Genomic DNA, 21031 nt, shown 5'->3' on the forward strand with positions numbered 1-21031 from the left:
ACTGAGTTTCCCTATCTCTACCCTTTCTACAACTAGATTTAAAGGGGTTTTTAAGGTTAATAAAAATTAGATTTTTTAACTCAGCCTTGGGAGAGGCAATTAGATTTCGGCAGGTAAAAGAAAGAATTTGGCAAGTTTCAAAATGTTGGAAAAAATAGTTAGAAGCTCAAAAAAAAGGTCTGTTTGCACAGACCTTTATATCATTTATCTTTTCATATATCCATCCCGCACCGCCTTAAACTCCGATCCTTCTTTCCAACCCGGCCATTTGTCCGAGTTGGCTAGACTTTTACCAACGTTGTAAAGCACCTGCACATCGTCCACTGCCCCATCCAGATTCCATCTACTGGTATCGTATTCGTCTGAAGGCTTGTGGTAGTAGACTGCCACGTATTCATCTTGGAGTGATTTACCGTATTCTTTTCCTTTTTCGAAATGGTCTATTCCTGTTCCAAAATAAAGGGCTGGCACTCCGACTTTGGCAAAATTAAAATGGTCGGATCGAAAGTAGTAGCCGGCAACCGGGTTAGGCTCGGGCGCGCTGTAGCGACCCAGTTTTTCCAGTTCCACATTGAGCAAATCTTCCATTTCGGATTGGCCTACACCGATTATTGAGACATCTTTCATCTTCCCGTAAGGATTGATTCCATCCATGTTGATATTAGCCACGGTTTTTTCCAGAGGATAAATCGGGTTTTCAGCATAGTAGGCCGAACCCCAAAGTCCCTGCTCCTCTGCGGTAACTGCCAAGAAAATGACTGAACGATCCGGCTTTTCATCCGTTGCATAGGCCTTGGCCAAAGCCAAAAGCGCTGCAGTTCCGGAAGCATTGTCCAAGGCACCATTGTAAATGCTATCTCCAGTTTCATCCGGTTTTCCAATTCCAAAATGATCCCAATGCGCGGTGTAAATGATGAATTCCTCGGGTTTGGTCTTTCCAGTTAGCTTGGCAACCACATTCTGGGAAACATTGTATTCTGCTTCGACTTGAATGGAAGTGGTCAAATTCACTCCCAAAGACTCTCCTTGAAAACCTTGCTTTCTGGCTGCAGCCAAAAGTTCTGAGTCATTTTTTCCTGCCAATTCAAAAAGTTTCTTGGCTGAAGGCAAAGTCAACCAACCCTCAACGCCTAGCTTGTAATTTTCCTTTCCCCGATCATCCAGATACAAAATCGGTTGATGGTGCTTTCCCTGAACTACATTGAATCCATAACCTGCGGGGATGGTATTGTGTACGATCAGACAACCCAAAGCTCCTTGCCGGGCAGCTTCTTCATACTTATAAGTCCAGCGTCCATAGTAAGTCATGGTATTCCCCTTGAAAAAGGTAGCGTCCTCGGTTCCAAAACCAGGATCATTAACCAGTACGACTACGATTTTCCCTTTGACATCTAGTCCTGCGTAATCATTCCAGCCATACTCCGGAGCTACAATCCCAAAACCTGCAAATACTACTTCCGCATCTTTGATTTCTACCAAAGAATCGGTTTTCTGGGTCCAGATCACAAAGTCTTGGAAACCGGTTAGCGAAACGGAAGAACTTGAATTCTTCAGCTCCATGGTCTCAGCAGACTTGCTGACAATGGAAACCATAGGCACATCCTGATAGTAGGAATCTCCATTTCCGGGCTCCAGTCCTAGATTTTTGAATTCTGTTTCCAGAAAAGCGGTGGTGATTTTTTCCCCTTCAGTGAAAGGTCTACGCCCCTGAAATTCATCCGAAGCGAGTTTGATCAGGTTGGGCTCGAGATCAGAAACCTGAAATTGATAATGGGTTTCTTCTTGGGCGCAGCCTGTCAAAAACGATAGGGCTAGCCCGAAATAAATTAGATTTTTGTACATGGTAAAAGTTTTGTTTGGCTAGTGAAATTTAGGCTGAAGGTTTGATAATCAAAGCTCCCGGATTCGGATATTTTTAAACAGGACTCCCTGACCCTCACTCTGCAGACCAATATATCCAGACTGAAGCGGAGTTCCATCTACCTTAATCGAAGGATCAAAACGATTTGCTACACCTCCGCCAATCTGCGGAAAGCTGTAGGTCAAAACCGTGTCTCCATTCACTAAATGATGCACAATCGAATCTCCATAGACGATCAATTCGGCTTTCACCCATTCGTCCCATTGGAAAGTGGGCGAACTGGAATTAATGCAATGTCGGTCGTCCATTTTTCCTTCGAAAACCACATCTGTGCCGGGACTGCACATATTTCCAGTTGGCCTGGCTTCCCCTTCTTTTTCCTCCGCTAGCATCTGATATTCCACAGATATGGGCCAATCCTGTTCTTTCAAAATCGTCTCAGGAGCCTGGGAATGAAACATCACCCCGGAATTACGATAGGTGTAGCTAGGCGCAGTTTCCAGAAACTGCTCGGTAAACCGATACTCCCAAACGAGATGAAATCGGGAAAAGGGCTTTTCATAGAACAAGTGTCCAAATCGATCTTCAAAATCTCCATATCCGTCATAATTCACTTCAATCGCTCCATCTTCCACACGAAAGGTATTGGCATAATTTTCCCCTACTTCATGGTGATGGATTTTGGGAATCCAGCCTGCGAGATCCTTTCCGTTGAATAGTTCTTGCCATTCAGGTTCCTCAGCCTGGGATGAAGTTGCTTCTTTCTCGGCTTTTTGGCAGGAGATAAAAAGAATGAGAAAAAAGATAGGGATGAGCTGTTTCATAAGCTTTAGAAGTTAAGAAAAAAAGTGGTCTGTGAGGATTACTAACTTCGATGTTCTTTATTCGATATTCGATATTCGATATTCGATATTCGATATTTAAATCTTCAATATCGAACGCTGAATGATGAATGTTGAAGGTAGAAGGGATCAAAGAAACCCTCCAAGGGTTTAAAACCCTTGGAGGGTTTGAATTTAATGTTTCCAATCGTATCCATCAACCTGCTCTAGACAAGCCACCAAAAGGGAAATCGAATCAGCAATATCTTTTTTGTGTGCCATCTCAATCACCTGATGCAGATGACGGGTTGGGATTGAAATCGCTCCGGCAATCGCTCCCTGCTTACCCATTCGCTGCACTCCTGCGGTATCTGTGCCTCCAGCAGTCAGGATTTCCGGTTGCCAATTGATGGCTTCCTTGGTAGCAGTTTGCTTCATAAACTCCACCATACGGTAATCACAGATCGTCATCGCATCCATGATTTTGATGGCGGTTCCTTTTCCTAATTCTGTGACTTTTTCGTGAGCTGAAGCTCCGGGCACATCAAATGCAATGGTTGTATCCAAGGCAATCCCAAAATCCGGATTAATCCCGTGGGCCGCAACATTGGCTCCACGAAGCCCCACTTCCTCCTGCACCGTAAAAGTAGCATAGACATCGTAAGCGGGATTTTTCAGCTTTTTCAAGGCCTCAATCAGGATAAATACCGCTACCCGGTTGTCTATAGATTTGCAGTTGACACAATCCCCCATCTCGATCAGTTCCCGATCCCGGGTCACCGGATCTCCAATGGTCACATACTTTTCCACTTCCTCTTTGGGCATTCCCAGATCGATGAAAAAGTCGGTGGTTTTGGGAAGTTTGTCGCGCTCCTCTTGACTCATCACATGGATGGGTTTGCTGCCCATGACCCCGATCAGGTCCTTTTTCCCATGGACAATCACCCGCTGTGCAGTCAGGGTCTTGGGATCGAATCCACCCAAAGTATGAAATCTCAAAAATCCCTGGTCGTCAATATGGGTGACGATAAAACCAATCTCATCCATATGCGCGGCGACCATCACTCGCTTTCCGTCCGGGTTTCTCTTGCCCTTTTTGATGGCAATGACATTGCCCAGATTATCGGTTTTGACTTCATCGGCTAGAGGCGTGACTAAGTCAATTACAAGATCACGAACTCGTTTTTCAAAACCCGGAGCGCCGGCGATTTCACAGATTTGTTTAAGAAGAGGGACGTTTATTTCCATTATAAATAATAATTCAATTTTTGGTTGAAAATAGAAATTTTGAATCCAAGAACCACGGCCAAAAATGGAAAAAGGCACAAAGAAAAAATCTTTGTGCCTTTCCAGAATATTGAAATCCTTGAATTATTAATACGCCCTCACCGTCTTCCCTTCCATGTAATTGGCAAAGGCCCGGTTCACCACACGCATACCGCCGGTAGTCGGATAATCCCCTGTAAAATACCAGTCGCCTAGGTGGTTTGGAATACACTTATGCAGGTTATCTACAGTTTGGAAAATCACTTTCACTTCCGCACGGATCTCCGGTGTAGTCACGATCTCCGCAACTTTGTCGGAAATCTCTTCATCCGTAAAGTTGCTATAAACGCCCTTCACAAAATTCTCCATAGAGTTGGGCTGGGCCACACACTTGTCATAGACCTCGTCCAAAACGTTTTCCATTTTCCGTTCTTTGATCAAAGCAATCGCAGCACGGAAAGCGATGAATTCTTTCATCCTGGACATGTCTATTCCGTAACAATCCGGAAAGCGAATCTGAGGTGCGGAAGACACAATCACAATTTTCTTGGGATTCAAGCGATCTAGGGTAGTCAGGATGCTCTTTTCCAAAGTCGTCCCGCGCACAATGCTGTCATCAATTACAACCAAAGTATCCACTCCTGGGCGAATCACTTCATAGGTGGTATCGTACACGCTGGACACCATAGTATCCCGATCCTCGTCGCTGGTAATGAATGTTCGAAGTTTGACATCCTTGCTGACCAGTTTTTCCACTCTTGGGCGGAAGCTCAGCAATTCATCCAACTCTCCCACATGGGGTTTTCCTTCCAAAAACACCTCTTTACGCTTGGAGACCAAATAGTCCTCCAAACCTTCGATCATGCCATAAAAGGCCGTCTCGGCAGTATTCGGGATATAGGAAAATACAGTGTTTTTCAGGTCGAAATCTATCGCCTTCAGGATCTGCGGGATCAAGGCTTTGCCCAGATTTTTTCTTTCCTGATAAATATTCGGATCCGTTCCTCTGGAGAAATAGATCCGTTCAAATGAACAGGATTTCTTTTCTCTAGCCGGTAAAATCTCCTCTTCTGCAAAGGAACCATCCTTATTGATCACGATGGCATGTCCGGGTTTGATCTCTTTAATAGCCTTGAAGTCAATATTAAATGCGGATTTAATCGCTGGCTTCTCGGAGGCGATGACGACCACCTCATCGTCTGCATAATAAAATGCAGGTCGGATACCGGAAGGATCCCTCACCACGAAGGCCGAGCCGTTACCGATCATTCCTGCCATGGCATAACCACCGTCAAAATCCCTGCATGATCTTCTCAGAATTCTGGCGACGTCCAATTCATCTTCAATCAGATGAGTGATCTGCTCATTGGAATATTGATGCTTGTATTTGTCGAAAAGACGCTGATTTTCTTCGTCCAAAAAGTGTCCGACCTTTTCCATCACCGTGACCGTGTCGGTTTTTTCTTTAGGATGCTGGCCTAGTTGAACCAACTTGCTAAAAAGTTCTTCATTATTCGTCATGTTGAAGTTACCCGCCATGACCAAATTTCTACTCCTCCAGTTGTTCTGCTTCAGAAACGGGTGGCAGGTTTCGATACTGTTTTCTCCGTGTGTACCATATCGCAGATGTCCAAGCCATACCTCACCGGAAAATGCGATATTCTCCTTTAGCCACTCTGCATCATACAAGGCGTCGTTCCCTCCGATTTTTTTTGCCTTTTTGAGTTTTTTGTTGATTTTCTCAAAGATATCATTCACCGCAGAGGGCTCGACCGAGCGATATCGACTGATGTAGCGTGTACCCGGAAGGGTGTTGATTTTGATATTTGCGACTCCAGCACCATCCTGACCTCGGTTTAGCTGCTTTTGCATGAGGACATACAATCTGCTTGCTGCGTAAGAAGCCGTCCCGTATTTATCAATGTAATATTGGGCTGGCTTGCGAAGGCGGATCATCGCTATTCCGCATTCATGTTTGATGGCATCACTCATCTAGGGGAAGGGAAGTTATATTGGAGTACAAACTTAATGACTTTTTAAAAGAAAATTTGGAATAAAAGTTCCAAATATCCCTCCTAAAAAGATAAAATTTGGCTTTTTTGATTTTCAATTCCCAAATCCAATCAAATTGAAAATCAGTCAATTCCTTCAAAACTTAAGCAAAACGTAACCCTGTGGCACATAGGTAGTGATCGTGGTCAAAGCAGAATGGGCAATTCTCACTCCAGGCCAAAGATCCTCTTGCTTCAAATTCCTGGCGATCAAAGATTGTCCACAAACCATGATATCGGCTCCTCCTTCTTTCAAAGCCTCCAAAACTTTGATATTCGGATTATCTACCTCATATCGCTTTTTATAATTCTCGTCTGTAAGTAAGGTGTAGATAGCTCCCCCATGGATAATAACTTTGACTTTCAGGTTTTCCTTGCTTACTCCAGCCAATCCATGAAGATTCATCATTCTAGCCACATTGTCCACCCATCTTGAAATCTGCTTATTGTCCTCGGCTGCACTGGTCAGGTCCACTATGATTTTATACTCTTTCGATGGATCAGGTCTCTCAGTAGCCTCAGGGATTTCATAAATCCCTCCATATCCTTTGACAATCGGAAACTGAGGGGTTTGGGAAAAAGACAAACTGGATACCACTAGGAAGAGGAGGAATACGCAGGTTTTGAATAGGGATTTCATAGGGATAGAATTGAAGCCAAAAGGTAAAAAAAATTCATCCTTGAAATTGTCCGTTCAAAGAAAAAGCAATGCCATTTCAATATCCTCTGCCCGAAAACGTACCCGATTAAAAACAAAAAAAGGCCAATACAAAACGTATTGGCCTTTTGAGTGCGCATGAGAAGATTCGAACTTCCACACCCGAACGGGCACCACCCCCTCAAAGTGGCGTGTCTACCAGTTTCACCACATGCGCGGGTAAGGGTCTGCAAAAGTAGAAATCCAAGCTATTGGAAGCAACAGCTCCTGAATCATTTCTCTACTTTTTTTCTGATTTAGCCAAAAACCTTCTTTTCGGCCGATTGAAGGGTATTATATAACAAAGCTGCGATGGTCATCGGCCCTACTCCGCCCGGAACTGGGGTGATTGCGGAAGCCAAAGGTGCTACCTCGTCAAACTTCACATCGCCAATTAAACGGAAACCGGACTTTTTGCTCGAGTCCTCAATTCTATGAATTCCCACGTCAATTACCACCGCTCCAGGCTTCACCATATCGGCAGTCACAAATTCAGGTTTACCGATCGCCACAATCAGAATATCCGCTGTTTTGGTGATCTCGGCCAGATTTTTTGTGCGACTATGAGTCAAGGTCACAGTAGCATTGCCCGGATAACCGTTTCTTGCCATCAAAATACTCATCGGGCTACCTACGATATGGCTTCTTCCAATGACTACGCAGTTTTTTCCGGAGGTTTCAATATTGTATCGTTTGAGCAATTTCACAATACCGTAAGGAGTAGCGGCCACATAAGCGGGCCAGTTGAGCGTCATTCGCCCTACATTGGCCGGAGTAAAACCATCCACATCCTTTTCTGGGCGGATTTTATTAGTAACCTTATCAACAGAAATATGCTTGGGCAAGGGAAGCTGCACAATCAATCCATCGATATCCAGATTGTTGTTGATGTCCTCCACCACTTGAAGCAATTCCTCTTCAGAAACCGTCTCTTCCAAGCGAACCAGGGTTGATTTAAACCCAACTTCTTCGCAAGCCTTTACCTTGGCTCCTACATAAGTTTGGCTAGCGCCATCATTTCCTACCAAAACAGCAGCCAAATGAGGAGTCTTTCCACCTTCCGCTTTGATTTCAGCTACACGAGTGGCGATTTCATTTTTGATTTCGGAGGAGGTTTTTTTTCCGTCGATTAATATCATTTTAATTACGAGTTACGAGTTACGAGTTACGAAGTCTACCTGAACCTCAATTTTTCAAGAAGTCCTTGCAGTCTTTAAACTAGAAACTACAATTGCTATAATCTCATTTATTTCCTTGATCAATCGCTCAATTTCAACAACCAATTCAGGATTAGAATTTACTTTTAAAATAAGCTCCAAGAAGAATTGACTTTCGTCAGCTTCTTCTTCGACTATTTTTAATTTATTGATAAAGTCAGCCCTCGATTTCGCTCTTCCAACTGCCCGGAAATTTGCACCAACCGAACTTGAACTCCGCAAAAGCTGATTGACATAATTAGTGTATTCTCGAGAATGAGGAATTTTTGAACAAAGTAACCAAACATCAATTGCGAACTGTTTTGTCCTCAAATTCATATCCTGTTTCATAGTGGAAATAATTTTTGAAGTTCAAAATCAGCTCGTAAATCGTAATTCGTAACTCGTAAACCCCTAATCTAGCTTCAGCACCGCCATAAACGCCTCCTGAGGCACCTCGACGTTGCCGACTTGTCTCATTCGCTTCTTGCCTTTTTTCTGCTTCTCGAGAAGTTTTCGCTTTCGGGAAATATCACCTCCGTAACACTTCGCCAATACGTTTTTCCTCAAAGCTTTGATGGTTTCTCTTGCAATGATCTTCTGTCCGATAGCAGCCTGAATGGCAATTTCAAACATTTGTCTTGGCACCAACTCGCGCAGTTTTTCGCAGAGTCTTTTTCCCCATTCGTAGGCTTTGTCCCGGTGAACTACTGCAGAAAGTGCATCGACTGGCTCCCCATTCAACATGATATCCAAGCGGACCATGTGGGATTGTTGGAAGCCTTTCAATTCATAATCCAAAGAGGCATAACCTCTGGAGATGGTTTTCAACTTATCGAAGAAATCAAATACGATCTCAGCCAATGGCATATCGAACTGGAGTTCGACGCGGTCAGCAGTCAGGTAAACCTGATTCTTGATCTGCCCTCGCTTTTCCATACAAAGCTGGATTACCGGCCCAACATAATCAGAGGCTGTAATGATGGAAGCTTTGACAAAAGGCTCCTCGATATACTCCATTTTAGTTGGATCTGGCATATCACTTGGCGCATTGATCAACTGGACCGAACCATTGGTCATGATCGCACGGAACTGTACCGATGGCACAGTGGTAATCACCGTCATGTCAAATTCTCGCTCCAAACGCTCCTGAACAATCTCCATGTGAAGCATGCCTAAGAAGCCACAACGGAAACCGAAGCCCAAAGCGGCTGAAGTCTCAGGCTCCCAAACCAAGGAAGCATCATTCAGCTGAAGCTTTTCCATGGAAGCCCGCAATTCCTCAAACTCGGTGGTATCCACAGGATAGATCCCCGCGAAAACCATCGGCTTAACGTTTTCGAAACCTTTGATGGCATCCTTGCATGGATTCTTGACGTGAGTGATCGTATCCCCGACCTTCACTTCCTTTGCCACCTTGATTCCGGAGATTAGGTAGCCCACATTTCCGGCTGCCATGGTCTGCTGAGGAATTTGATTAATGCCTAAGATACCGATTTCGTCGGCGTAGTATTCTTTGCCTGTATTGACAAATTTGATCTTATCACCTTTGTTAATGGTACCGTTGAAAACGCGGAAAATTACTTCCACGCCTCGGAATGAGTTGAACTGAGAATCAAAAATCATCGCCTGAAGCGGAGCTTCGGGATCGCCTTTTGGAGCCGGAATCCGCTCAATAACAGCATTTAGAATATCTTCAATACCGATTCCTTCTTTTCCGGAAGCCAAAATAATATCCTCACGGTCGCAACCGATCAAGTCAATGACTTCATCCGCTCTGCCTTCAGGATCAGCTCCGGGAAGGTCAATTTTATTCAATACCGGAATGATTTCCAGATCGTGTCCAAGGGCCAAATACAAGTTGGAAATCGTCTGGGCTTCAATGCCCTGGGAAGCGTCCACAATCAACAAAGCGCCTTCGCAGGCTGCAATGGATCGGGATACTTCATAGGAAAAATCCACGTGTCCCGGAGTATCGATCAGGTTGAGGGTATATTCCTCTCCCTTGTACATATACTTCATCTGAATCGCATGAGACTTGATCGTAATGCCTCGCTCACGCTCCAGATCCATATCGTCCAACACCTGATTCTGCATTTCCCGATCCGAGATCGTATTGGTAAACTGCAACAATCTATCCGCCAATGTACTCTTCCCATGATCGATATGGGCGATGATACAGAAATTTCTAATGTTTTTCATAAGCTCTTCGTGGCGCAAAAGTAGGAAAAAAGAAGTATTGATCGACAGGGAGTTTCAAATACATAGGGTAAAGAATCCATGTCAACTTGGATGAACTTAGTAAGATATGCTGCGCGAGATAGAAAAGATAGGCTTCGCAAGAAAGCTGAACCATACCCTATCTTTCTTTTATCTTAAATCTATCTCGGCTTTAGCCATATCTTCTTCTAGTATTACCTTTGCCACCTCATCAACCTCATTTCCATGCAATCTGTTGCCGAAAAGAAAAAATCCCAAAACATCGGGGAATATCTCATTTACATGTACCAAATGGAGGATTTGATCCGCTCCTTTCAGGGAAATATGGATGAAATCCGGCAGTATGTGGTTGCGCATTATCCGGTTTCGGATCAAGAAAAAGAAGAAATCACGGCTTGGTTTGAAAGGCTCCTGAAAAAAATGAAAAGTGAAGGAGTTCTGGAAAAAGGCCATTTGGAGGAATTAAACCAAATCGTCAAAAAACTCAGCCTACTCCATTACCAGTTTTTAAAATCGGATAAAATTTATTTTGAGGCTTTTCATCGCGCAAAGCCCTTTATCCTGGAAGCGATCGTCAACGCCAATGGAGAAAATCCAGGCTCTGAAATTCAAATCTGCATGAATGGGATCTACGGACTTTTGCTTTGCAGATTGCTTGGTAAGAAAGTAAGTGAGGAGCAGCTAAAAGCCTCAGAAGCATTTGGAGAAGTGTTGAGCCTATTGAATCTGGTTTATCAAAAAGAGATAATCTCCAATAACTAGTGAGGACTTCTAAAAAGCTTTCTCTTGTCAGACTGACTCCTCAACTTCTTGCCTAAAGGCAGACCCTCAAGGTCACAAACCGTAATTTTGAGCCGGCCTCATTTTTTAAACTCCACCGATTCCTTATTTCCGTTCCGTACTAATTTGTACTTTTAGGTAAAGTCAATCGGAACTTAAATGCTATTTTACCAAGCTACTTCAGAATCTATTTTTCAAGAATTCCAATCCAGTCCGAAAGGTTTGACGGATGAGTTGGTACACCAAAAACTCCGAGAATTTGGCCCCAATGCCCTGAAGGAAAAAAAGAAAAAACCTGCTTGGGCGCTTTTTTTAGGGCAGTTCATGGATTTCATGATTCTGATTCTTGCCGCGGCGGCTATCATTTCCGGTATCGTCGGGGATTTGACTGACACCATCATCATTCTGGTGATCATCCTGCTCAATGCCGCTTTGGGATTTATTCAGGAATATCGGGCTGAAAAGGCGATGGAGTCCCTCAAAAAGCTCACAGAAACTCAGAGCAAGGTCATCCGGAATGGAAAATCCATTTCTATCTCCTCTCAGGAAATTGTCCCTGGGGACCTAGTTCTTTTGGAAGCAGGAAAAATGGTCCCGGCGGATCTGCGTCTGGTAGAGGCTTATTCCTTGAAAATCGATGAATCCTCACTGACGGGAGAATCGGTAGCTATTGACAAAAACCCCTCGCCAATTGAAGCATCAGAGCTGTCCTTGGGAGACCAAATGAACATGGCCTTCAAAGGAACCTTGGTGACCAACGGAAGGGCATCCGGCATCGCAGTAGCTACGGGGATGAATACCGAGATCGGAAAAATCGCCAACCTGCTCCAGGAGGAAGCTCCAAAGACACCACTTCAACAACGGATGCTCCGTTTTGGCAAAATCATAAGTGTTATTATTCTTTTGATCTGTCTCCTGCTTTTTGTGGGTGGAATTGCCCGGGGTGAAGAAGTTTTTCAGGTTCTACTGCTCTCGGTCAGCTTGGCAGTTGCCGCGATTCCTGAAGCACTTCCTGCCTTGATTACCATTGCCCTATCCTTAGGGGCAGCAAGGTTGGCCAAGAAAAAAGCACTCATCCGAAAGCTACCAGCCGTAGAAAGCCTCGGGTCTGTCACTTACATCTGTACCGATAAAACCGGCACTTTGACCCAAAATAAAATGCGGGTAGTGTCGGAGCTACCCTTTGAAACGGAAAGAACAGAACCTTTTCTCCAAGATTCTCCCATATCCGTCTTTGATTTGGCTGTGGCTCTGAATCATGATGTCCAATTCAATTCTGAAGACCAGCTGGAAGGAGAAGCCACTGAATTGGCTTTGGTAGAATCGATTTTGAGTAAACACGATCGGTCTGCTTATCAAAAGATTCACGAAAACTACCCCCGAAAAAAAGAAATCCCTTTTGATTCTGAAAGAAAACGCATGACTACCCTTCATGCTTCCGGAGAGGAATACCTAATTCTATGCAAAGGAGCCTCAGAATCCATCGCCCAAATCCTTTCAGATGCCGCTGAAGCCGACTATTTGGAGAAAAAATCAGTGGAACTTGCGGCACTGGGGCAGCGGGTTTTGGCTTTTGCTGGGAAAAAATCCAATCAGACCCCTGATTCGGAGGAGTCCTTAGAATCGGAACTTCAGCTATTGGGGATTATCGGACTTATAGATCCGCCAAGAGAAGGCGTGCAGGATTCTATTCGAGAATGTCATACAGCAGGAATCAGAGTCGTCATGATCACCGGTGATCATCCGGAGACTGCAAGAGCCATCGCCAAGGAAGTGGGGATTTGGAAGCAGGGAGACTATACTTTTACAGGTCTGGAGTTGGCGTCCATTTCTCAGGAGGAGTTTGAGGAAAAGGTGGAAAAAGTCACCGTCTATGCCCGCGTAGCTCCCGAACAAAAACTGAAAATCGTCCAGGCTCTCCGCAAAAAAGGACACTTCGTCTCCATGACAGGAGACGGGGTCAACGATGCTCCTTCCCTAAAATCCTCCAACATCGGCGTGGCCATGGGAATTGCCGGGACAGATGTCAGCAAGGAAGCGGCAGACATGATTTTGCTGGACGATAATTTCTCCACCATTGTCAAAGCAGTCAAGGAAGGCCGGAGAATTTATGACAACATCGTCAAGTTTATCAAGTACATCATGACCTGCAACGGAGCGGAAATCTGGACCATAGGTCTGGCCCCGATTTTAGGGTTTCCGAATCCCCTTCTCCCCATTCATATTCTGTGGATCAATCTGGTCACGGATGGGCTTCCCGCCTTGGCCCTGGCAGGCGAACGATCGGAAAAAGACATCATGAAAAGAAGTCCGAGACCTCCCAAGCAAAGTCTCTTTGCTGAAGGCGTAGGAATTCACATCATTTGGGTGGGAATCCTAATGGCTGCAGTCACCCTTTTCTCCCAGTATTGGTCAATCAGGCAGGGATGGCATTGGCAGACCGTCGTATTCTCAGTTTTGTCCTTCTCTCAATTGGGGCATGTGATGGCGATTCGTAGCAGCCGGACCCTCCTTTTCCGCCAGGGATTATTTACTAATCGCGCCTTATTGCTGGCGGTTTTCTCTACTACCATCCTTCAATTGCTCGTAATCTACCTTCCTTTTTTCAACCGGGTTTTTCATACTCAGGCTTTGACACTCACCGAACTTCTTTTTTCAGTGGGTATGGCTTTGATTGTTTTCCATGCAGTAGAAATTGAGAAAATCGTCCGTGAAAAATTCACCAAACACTAAGGAAAAGAAAGACTTTACTCCATGAAACGAAGAACCTTTTTGAAAGCAGGACTTGGAATCGGCACGAGCCTAGGAATCGGGGGCTTGTATTCCTGGCAACTGGAGCCCTATTGGCTGGAATTTGTGCGCTTGGAGATGCCTGTCAAAAACCTTCCCCAAGAGCTGATCGGCAAAACCCTCATGCAAATCAGTGACATCCATGTGGGAAATCGCTTTCGGCATGAATACCTGACAGAATCCTTCGAAAAGGCAAAAGCCTTCCAGCCGGATTTTGTGATGTACACGGGAGATTACACCCACTACGAAGATGCGGAACAGTATTCCCAATTGTCAAAAGTGATGAAATCCGCAGTGCTTGGAAAGCTGGGAACCTTTGGGGTTTTAGGTAACCACGATTATGGCCATGGCTGGTCTATGCCAGGGGTGGCAGATACCACTACTGAAATCCTGGAAAAATCCGGAATCAAAGTTCTTCGTGACCAAAAAGCTGAAGCCGAGGGCTTGGTGATTTATGGATTTGAGGACTTATGGGGGATTAATTTTCATCCTGAAAAGGTAATGTCCACTTTGGATCCCAATCAGGCGAATTTGGTGCTTTGCCATAACCCTGATGCCTGCGATTTGCCTGTTTGGAATGGCTTTTCGGGTTGGATTCTGGCAGGCCATACCCATGGGGGGCAGGTTCGCCCTCCTTTTTTACCTGCCCCGATTCTCCCGGTGAAAAACAGGAAATATGATCAGGGAAAAATTGAACTGGACCAAGGTCGAACCCTTTACATCAATCGGGCTTTGGGCCATCTGATTCCTATCCGATTCAATGTGAGACCGGAAATCACCTTGTTTACCCTTACCCAAGCCTGACACCAGATTTCCATTTTCTTCTTTACACTTTCTAACTATCTTCCCCCAAACTCCAATCCAGTAAAACCTCACCCTATGACCTCAACCGGCAATTCGGAAGAAAAAACAGAAAAATTACCCAGAAACCTTGGCCTATGGGGAGTATGGATGCTGGTGGTGAATGGTTTGATCGGTGCGGGGATTTTTGGACTTCCCAGCGGGGCCTACGCCTTGGCGGGTGAATACAGTGTTTTAGTGTACATCTTCTGTGCCCTGCTGATGCTTCCGGTGATCCTGTCCTTTGCGGAAGTCGGGAGTTATTTCCGGGGCACCGGGGGACCGATCCGCTATGGAAAAGAAGCCTTTGGTTCCTTTATCGGTTTTCAGGGCGGTTGGCTGTATTACCTGGCCCGACTGATTTCCTTTTCCGCCAACACGGTGCTATTGACCGATAGCATTGCCTATTTTTTCCCGATGGCTGATTCAGGCACCGGGCGATTGATTTCTTTGGCTTTGACCATTGTTTTCCTTTCGGTGATCAATGTCCTCGGATCGGTGGAATCCATCCGCTCGATGACCCTGTTTACCATCATCAAGTTTGGAGTACTGATCGGCTTGGTCATCGGGGGATTTTCCATGTTGGGGATGGAAGTGCTCCCCAATTTCGAGACTGGGGCGCCCTCAGGATCTGATTTTGGAAAAGCAGCCCTGCTGCTGATTTATGCCTTTGTGGGTTTTGAAGGGGCAGTGGTCCCGGCGGGGGAAGCCAAAAGACCAGAAAGGGACATGCCTTTGGGACTCTTATTGGGACTGGGGGTCGTAGCCTTGATTTATATTTTAGTGCAAATGGTCGCTCAGGCTGCCGTGCCAAACCTTGCTGACTCAACAGCACCTCTCTTGGATGCCTCCTCCAACTTATTCGGGCAAACAGGTGCTGTGATTTTGATGGTTGGAGTAGCCACATCCGTTTTGGCCAATTTGGTCAGTTCCATGTTTTCTGCCACTAGAATTACTTATGCCCTTTCCCTAGAAAAATCCCTTCCTAAATGGTTCGGAGAAGTGCATCCCAAATTCCTGACTCCGGCGAACTCGGTGATCTTTTTCGGCCTGGCCGCCTTGCTTTTGGGCGCTATGGGCTCCTTTCGGTTTTTGGCAGCCATGACGGTTTTGTCCCGTTTGCTTTTGTTTATCATGACTTGCGCAGCTATTCCCAAACTCCGCCCCAAATACCAAAGTGCCGGAAGATTCATCCTCAAAGGCGGATACTTGATACCTGTCTTGGGAATTTTAGCCTGCTTGTGGTTGATGCTTCAGGTGAGTTGGACTTCCATTTGGCTAACCGCTATTTTGGTGGGAATCGGTACTGGGTTGTATTGGGTAGGGAAAAATGGGAAGGTAGAAGGCTGAAGTCAGAAATCAAAGTTAGAAGGCTGAAGTCAGAAATCTGAAAATTCGATATTGGTTATTGGTTAATCGATGTTCAACATTCGTTATTCGGAACTGGTTATTGGTTAATGGTTAATAGTTATTCGATGTTGGATATTGGATATTCGACATTCGACATTCGACATTCGATATTTTTAAACTATAAGCCTCAGCTTTTGACCCCTAACAATTACCCCAAAACCTCTATTTAAAAAAGGATCCTTTTGAAAATAGCTCCTGAGATTCCCCAGCCCCTCGTAAATCGTAACTCGTAATTTTCTAATGCCTTTAACTACCACCACATTTCCAATCAATAAGCCTTCCCATTTAAAATAGCCTCTGAAGTACCTCAGCCGCTCGTAATTCGTAAATCGTAACTCCTTACTCAGATTTCCTATTTTTACCGTATGCCTAATTCAAAGCTCGCCTTTAGGACAGTCATTTTTAGTTTACTGGGAAATGTATTTCTGGCAATTATCAAGTTTTTGGCGGGGATCTTTGGGCATTCCTATGCCTTGATCGCGGATGCCATTGAATCGACCGTGGACGTTTTTTCTTCCCTTTTGGTCCTCTTGGGCATGCGGTATGCCAACCGGCCCGCGGATGAAAACCATCCCTATGGGCACGGAAAGATCGAGCCCTTGCTCACGTTTATGGTCGTGGGATTTTTGATCTTCTCGGCTGTCACCATTGCCCGACAAGCGATCGAAAACATCCAAACTCCTCATGAATTACCCAAAACCTGGACCCTGTTTGTCTTAGCCGGAATTATCATATGGAAAGAAATATCCTATCAGGTCGTCCTGAAGAGAAGCAAAACTCTGGGAAGCTCTGCTCTAAAAGCCGAGGCTTGGCATCACCGCTCCGATGCGATCACTTCCGTGGCAGCATTTATCGGGATTTCCATTGCGCTCTATGGAGGGCCAGGATTTGAAGTGGCGGACGACTATGCCGCCTTGCTGGCATGTGGATTTATTCTGTACAACTGCTATGGGATTTTTAGACCTGCCTTGGGAGAAATGATGGACGAGAATAACCACGAGGAACTTGAAGGAGAAATCCGCAAAGTGGCTCTGACCGTCTCAGGGGTACAGGATACCGAGAAGTGTTTTATCCGAAAAGCAGGCATGAAATACCATGTGGACCTCCATGCCCATGTGGACGGAAACCTCAGCGTACGCGAAGGCCATAACATCGCCCACCAACTCAAAGACACCCTTCGAAAAGAAATTCCCCAGTTAGGACATGTGCTGATTCATATTGAGCCGAGCTAAAGAGAAGCAATTCTGAAAACCCAAGTCCTGCAAGATCTAAAACTTAACTAATTTAAAAACACCCCCACTGGGAGCAAAAGGAATATGATTAGGACTAGGTGTAGTTTGTAACTACCCCTTTCTATAAATACAAATTTGCAATTTGGATTCTCTAGTCAGAACAAGTTTTGAAATTGAATAAGCCTTGGACTGGCTTAGACCCCATCCTCAAACCATTCCCACCACCTCAAAACTCTGCCTGGCAATCTCCAATTCCTCATTGGTTGGGATAATCAGAATCTTGACTTTTGAATTAGCAGACTGGATTTCCCTTATTCCGGAACCACGGGTTTCATTGACCTTTTGATCCAGTTCTAGGCCCAGAAAGTCCATTTGCTTACAGACCAAGCTTCGGGTCAGGGCATCATTCTCCCCTACTCCACCGGTAAATACAATTGCTTCCAAGCCGTTCATTACTGCCGCGAAGGAACCAATGTATTTTTTGATTCTATAGGCATAGAGTTCATAGGCCAATTTGGCATTGGAATCTCCCTTATCCAGAAGTCCACGAATATCTCGCATATCACTGAATCCCGTGAGGCCAAGCATTCCGCTCTTTTTATTTAAGAGAATATTGACTTCCTCAAGGGAATATCCCAGCTCCTTCACCAAATGAAAAATAACCGACTGGTCGATATCTCCTGCTCGGGTTCCCATGATCAAACCATTCATCGGCCCTAAGCCCATGCTGGTATCCACGCATTTTCCATCCTGAATCACCGTCATACTGCAGCCATTGCCCAAGTGAATGGTGATGATTTTTGAATTCGGCTTTCCCAAATAGGCCACTGCTTGTTCGGAAACATATTTATGGCTGGTTCCATGAAATCCATAAGCCCTGATCCCATGCTCTTCATACAATTGATGGGGAATGGCCATTCGATAGGCCACTCCAGGCATGGTCTGATGAAAAGCCGTATCAAAAACCGCCACTTGCTTGGCTTGGGTAAAAATCTGCTCAGCTACCTCGATTCCCAAGAAATTGGCAGGGTTGTGCAGGGGAGCTAGGGGAAACAGTTCCTTGATTTTCTCTTTCACCTCCTCCGTGATCAACTGGGTCGTGGAAAATTTCTCTCCTCCATGGACCACTCGGTGCCCCACAATCTCCACCTGATCGGGATTGGAGATCACCCCAATTTCGGGATCGGTAAGAAGTTGAGCGACTGCCTTTAGCCCGGTAGCATGATCCGGAACCGGCATTTCCCTGGATTCCTTGATTTCTCCGGAGGAAAGAAAAGCCTTGTAATCCACCCTTGCTCTTTGCTGACCAATTCGATCTACTATGCCCGAACAAATCACTTTAGCTTCTGGCATGGAAATAAGTTGGTATTTGATGGAGCTACTGCCTGAGTTGATGACGAAGATGTTCATGGGGATTGAGTTTGAAGACGGGAGAGGGAAGACGGAAGTAATTTGTCAGACTGAGCACTTGAGAGACGAAAGTCTCGAAATCGAAGTCGGTTGTCTTTGTCGGTTGTGGGTTGTGGATTGTCGGTTGTCGGTTGTGGGTTTCTTCTTCATTCATCATTCGGTGTTCGACATTCGAAATTTTTTAAACTAATGAACATCGAAGATTCGAAACTATAAGTTCAAAATCAATTTGAGGTTTCCTGCGCTTGGATCGCCGTTATCACCACGGTATTGAACACGTCAATGACGGTGCAGCCCCGGCTCAGGTCATTGACCGGCTTATTGAGACCCTGAAGCATTGGCCCGATGGCAATGGCTCCGGTCTCCCGCTGAACCGCCTTGTAGGTATTGTTCCCGGTATTTAAATCCGGAAAAATCAACACGCTGGCTTGTCCGGCAACTTCCGAGTTAGGGAGTTTTTGCTTTCCTACAATGGGATCTACTGCAGCATCGTACTGAATCGGGCCCTCCACTTTTAGATCCGGCCTTTTGGTTTTGACCAGTTCAGTAGCCCTGCGGACTTTTTCCACATCCTCGCCTTCTCCAGAGGTACCCGAGGAATAGGAAAGCATGGCGATTTTGGGATCAATGCCAAACATCTGTGCTGACGCCGCTGCAGAAATGGCTATGTCTGCGAGTTGCTCCGAACTGGGATTTGGAACTACCGCGCAATCTCCGAAGACTGAGACCCGATTAGGCAAGCACATGAAAAACACAGAGGAAACCGTATTGACACCGGGTTTGGTTTTGACAAATTGCAGGGCTGGACGAATGGTGTGTTGGGTCGTATGAACTGCTCCTGAAACCATTCCGTCTGCCTCTCCCAAATAAACCATCATGGTTCCAAAGTAGGACACGTCCTGCATCAGATCCCGGGCCATTGCCAAGGTCAGCCCCTTGCTTTTGCGAAGCTCATGAAGTGCCATGGCATAGGATTCCAGCTTTGGAGAATTGGCTGGGTTTTCGATTTGAATCTGATCGAGCGTCAGGGAAAGGTTGAGTTTTTTGATCGCAACTTCTATTTCTTCCCGATCTCCCAACAGGGTCAAATTGACGACATTTTGTCGAATCAGCATATCTGCAGCCATCAAAATCCGCTCATCCTTGCCTTCTGGCAATACGATGTGCTTTTTCTGGCTTTTTGCCCGCTTGACAATCTGGTATTGAAACATCCGGGGAGTCATGGAATTGGAACTGAAATTCACAATGAGTTCCGAAAGGGCGTCCTCATCCACATGATCTTCAAACAGTTTGATAGCTAGGGCAATTTTATCCTTGTCTGCCGAGGAAATTCTGGCCCGGATCTGATTCACTTTGGTCACTACCATAAAAGTCCCCTCGTCCACTTGAAGAATGGGAACGATGGTCTCCAAGCCCTCCACCAGCTTGAGAATGGATGGCTCCGGATGCATCCCTCCGGTCAGGATAATACCTGAAACTTTTCCAAAATTCCTCGACACATTGGCCTGAAGCGAGCCAATAAGGATATCCCCCCGATCACCGGGAGTCACCACCAGAGTATTGTTGGAAAGGCGATCCAGAAAATTATGCAATTGCATCGCCCCAACTATGGAATGATCCACCCGATTGACCAAGAGATTGCCTCCAAAAAGCAATTTGGCTCCCAGAGATTCCTGGATTTCCCCGATGGTCGGATTGCTGAGTTCTTCATGCGTAGGAATCACAGTCACCAAAATCTCCTTGGGGAGCAAAAGAGTCAACCTGCGATGCACGTCTTCCAGCTTTTCCTTATCCACTTTATTGGCTACTACCGTCAGTACCTGAACACCTTTCACCAAGAAACCATTGACTGTAGCAACCGCCAAATCCATAATATCGGAAGTTGATCGCCCTGCACAGCTCAGAATGATGGCCGCTGGAATTCCAAGGTTTTTGGCAATGGTAATATTTCCGTCAAATTCCACATTGGTGTTCATTTGTGTGAAATCCGTCCCCTCGACCACCACAAAGTCCGAATTCTCCTGCAGGAATTTGAATTTTTCAATAATGGTATCAATCAGGTAAGCTTCATTGCGTCGGTTGATTTCCTTGAGGGCTCGCTTTCGGGTGAAAGAAAACATGTCCTCATACTTTTGATCGAGGTTAAAATGCTTCCCGATCAGCTCCAACCTGCGGTCCTTTTCTTTTTTCCCATCGGCGATAATGGGCTTGAAGTAGGTTAATTTTTCAGTTTTCGAAGCCAGAAAATTCATCAAGCCTAAGGCATAGATTGATTTTCCTGAAAAAGACTCCGTGGTAGTCAGATAGATGGCATTGGTCATGTAAAAAGCCAGTTTTTGTTTTTTGCTAGAGCAAAATAGGAGAATTAAAAATCGGAAAAGACTGATCAAAATCAGTTTTCAACCTAAAAGATATCCGTTAAAATCTCAAATTGAAGGAAAACACAAAGGCCTCTTG

Annotated in this window: 15 protein-coding genes and 1 tRNA gene; 5 read left to right on the forward strand and 11 right to left on the reverse strand. The window is 45.3% G+C overall.

From position 1 onward, the window contains the following. Nucleotides 1–204: 204 nt before the first annotated feature. From G458_RS20040 to lepA, 9 genes are all read right to left on the reverse strand, one after another. Nucleotides 205–1842 (reverse strand): M28 family metallopeptidase, encoded by a 1638-nt coding sequence (locus G458_RS20040; RefSeq protein ID WP_035467559.1) that lies wholly within the window; start codon nt 1840–1842, stop codon nt 205–207. Nucleotides 1843–1890: 48 nt separating this feature from the next. After that, nucleotides 1891–2685 carry a 3-keto-disaccharide hydrolase gene (locus tag G458_RS0102130; RefSeq protein WP_026950447.1) on the reverse strand — a complete coding sequence of 265 codons (795 nt, stop codon included), beginning with the start codon at nt 2683–2685 and terminating at the stop codon, nt 1891–1893. 192 nt (nt 2686–2877) lie between these two features. After that, nucleotides 2878–3930: a M42 family metallopeptidase gene (locus tag G458_RS0102135; RefSeq protein WP_026950448.1), complete on the reverse strand. Its 1053-nt coding sequence runs from the start codon at nt 3928–3930 to the stop codon at nt 2878–2880. Between the two features lie 126 nt (nt 3931–4056). Next, nucleotides 4057–5940, reverse strand: a complete 1884-nt coding sequence (locus tag G458_RS0102140; RefSeq protein ID WP_026950449.1) for an amidophosphoribosyltransferase — start codon at nt 5938–5940, stop codon at nt 4057–4059. A 156-nt stretch (nt 5941–6096) separates the two neighbouring features. Beyond that, on the reverse strand, nt 6097–6639 hold the full coding sequence (locus G458_RS0102150; RefSeq protein ID WP_026950450.1) for a DsrE family protein: 543 nt from the start codon (nt 6637–6639) through the stop codon (nt 6097–6099). A gap of 151 nt (nt 6640–6790) precedes the next feature. Next, nucleotides 6791–6874: transfer RNA gene (locus G458_RS0102155), tRNA-Leu, on the reverse strand. Between the two features lie 79 nt (nt 6875–6953). Next, nucleotides 6954–7835, reverse strand: coding sequence for a bifunctional methylenetetrahydrofolate dehydrogenase/methenyltetrahydrofolate cyclohydrolase FolD (folD, locus tag G458_RS0102160; protein ID WP_035467561.1), 882 nt, complete (start codon nt 7833–7835; stop codon nt 6954–6956). Between the two features lie 54 nt (nt 7836–7889). After that, complete coding sequence (locus G458_RS0102165) at nt 7890–8243, reverse strand: four helix bundle protein (protein WP_026950452.1); 354 nt, start codon at nt 8241–8243, stop codon at nt 7890–7892. 63 nt (nt 8244–8306) lie between these two features. After that, nucleotides 8307–10094, reverse strand: coding sequence for a translation elongation factor 4 (gene lepA / locus G458_RS0102170; protein WP_026950453.1), 1788 nt, complete (start codon nt 10092–10094; stop codon nt 8307–8309). A 243-nt stretch (nt 10095–10337) separates the two neighbouring features. Here lepA and G458_RS0102175 point away from each other — a divergent pair, with 243 nt between their 5' ends. The 5 genes from G458_RS0102175 (at nt 10338) to G458_RS0102195 (ending at nt 17164) form a co-directional block, all read left to right on the forward strand. Further along, a complete protein-coding gene (locus tag G458_RS0102175; RefSeq protein WP_026950454.1) occupies nt 10338–10874 on the forward strand; it encodes a DUF4924 family protein in 537 nt (178 codons plus the stop codon). A 177-nt stretch (nt 10875–11051) separates the two neighbouring features. Beyond that, complete coding sequence (locus tag G458_RS0102180; RefSeq protein ID WP_026950455.1) at nt 11052–13625, forward strand: cation-translocating P-type ATPase; 2574 nt, start codon at nt 11052–11054, stop codon at nt 13623–13625. Between the two features lie 21 nt (nt 13626–13646). Then, complete coding sequence (locus G458_RS0102185) at nt 13647–14486, forward strand: metallophosphoesterase (RefSeq protein WP_026950456.1); 840 nt, start codon at nt 13647–13649, stop codon at nt 14484–14486. Nucleotides 14487–14561: 75 nt separating this feature from the next. Further along, nucleotides 14562–15872 carry an APC family permease gene (locus tag G458_RS0102190; RefSeq protein WP_026950457.1) on the forward strand — a complete coding sequence of 437 codons (1311 nt, stop codon included), beginning with the start codon at nt 14562–14564 and terminating at the stop codon, nt 15870–15872. A 425-nt stretch (nt 15873–16297) separates the two neighbouring features. Then, the gene (locus G458_RS0102195) at nt 16298–17164 is read left to right on the forward strand and encodes a cation diffusion facilitator family transporter (RefSeq protein WP_026950458.1); all 867 of its coding nucleotides are present in this window, start codon (nt 16298–16300) and stop codon (nt 17162–17164) included. Nucleotides 17165–17371: 207 nt separating this feature from the next. Here G458_RS0102195 and G458_RS0102200 read toward each other — a convergent pair whose 3' ends face one another. Further along, complete coding sequence (locus tag G458_RS0102200) at nt 17372–18574, reverse strand: acetate/propionate family kinase (RefSeq protein WP_026950459.1); 1203 nt, start codon at nt 18572–18574, stop codon at nt 17372–17374. Between the two features lie 224 nt (nt 18575–18798). Further along, nucleotides 18799–20895 carry a phosphate acetyltransferase gene (pta, locus tag G458_RS0102210; RefSeq protein WP_026950461.1) on the reverse strand — a complete coding sequence of 699 codons (2097 nt, stop codon included), beginning with the start codon at nt 20893–20895 and terminating at the stop codon, nt 18799–18801. Nucleotides 20896–21031: the final 136 nt, after the last annotated feature.

The organism is Algoriphagus mannitolivorans DSM 15301 (assembly GCF_000429425.1).
Classification (GTDB): domain Bacteria; phylum Bacteroidota; class Bacteroidia; order Cytophagales; family Cyclobacteriaceae; genus Algoriphagus; species Algoriphagus mannitolivorans.

Coding starts and splice junctions, on each gene's coding strand:
- G458_RS0102150 (WP_026950450.1), bottom strand. CDS start 6,639: ATGAAATCCCTATTCAAAACCTGCGTATTCCTCCTCTTCCTAGTGGTA.
- G458_RS20040 (WP_035467559.1), bottom strand. CDS start 1,842: ATGTACAAAAATCTAATTTATTTCGGGCTAGCCCTATCGTTTTTGACA.
- G458_RS0102130 (WP_026950447.1), bottom strand. CDS start 2,685: ATGAAACAGCTCATCCCTATCTTTTTTCTCATTCTTTTTATCTCCTGC.
- G458_RS0102165 (WP_026950452.1), bottom strand. CDS start 8,243: ATGAAACAGGATATGAATTTGAGGACAAAACAGTTCGCAATTGATGTT.
- pta (WP_026950461.1), bottom strand. CDS start 20,895: ATGACCAATGCCATCTATCTGACTACCACGGAGTCTTTTTCAGGAAAA.
- G458_RS0102200 (WP_026950459.1), bottom strand. CDS start 18,574: ATGAACATCTTCGTCATCAACTCAGGCAGTAGCTCCATCAAATACCAA.
- G458_RS0102140 (WP_026950449.1), bottom strand. CDS start 5,940: ATGAGTGATGCCATCAAACATGAATGCGGAATAGCGATGATCCGCCTT.
- G458_RS0102190 (WP_026950457.1), top strand. CDS start 14,562: ATGACCTCAACCGGCAATTCGGAAGAAAAAACAGAAAAATTACCCAGA.
- lepA (WP_026950453.1), bottom strand. CDS start 10,094: ATGAAAAACATTAGAAATTTCTGTATCATCGCCCATATCGATCATGGG.
- G458_RS0102185 (WP_026950456.1), top strand. CDS start 13,647: ATGAAACGAAGAACCTTTTTGAAAGCAGGACTTGGAATCGGCACGAGC.
- G458_RS0102195 (WP_026950458.1), top strand. CDS start 16,298: ATGCCTAATTCAAAGCTCGCCTTTAGGACAGTCATTTTTAGTTTACTG.
- G458_RS0102135 (WP_026950448.1), bottom strand. CDS start 3,930: ATGGAAATAAACGTCCCTCTTCTTAAACAAATCTGTGAAATCGCCGGC.
- G458_RS0102180 (WP_026950455.1), top strand. CDS start 11,052: ATGCTATTTTACCAAGCTACTTCAGAATCTATTTTTCAAGAATTCCAA.
- G458_RS0102175 (WP_026950454.1), top strand. CDS start 10,338: ATGCAATCTGTTGCCGAAAAGAAAAAATCCCAAAACATCGGGGAATAT.
- folD (WP_035467561.1), bottom strand. CDS start 7,835: ATGATATTAATCGACGGAAAAAAAACCTCCTCCGAAATCAAAAATGAA.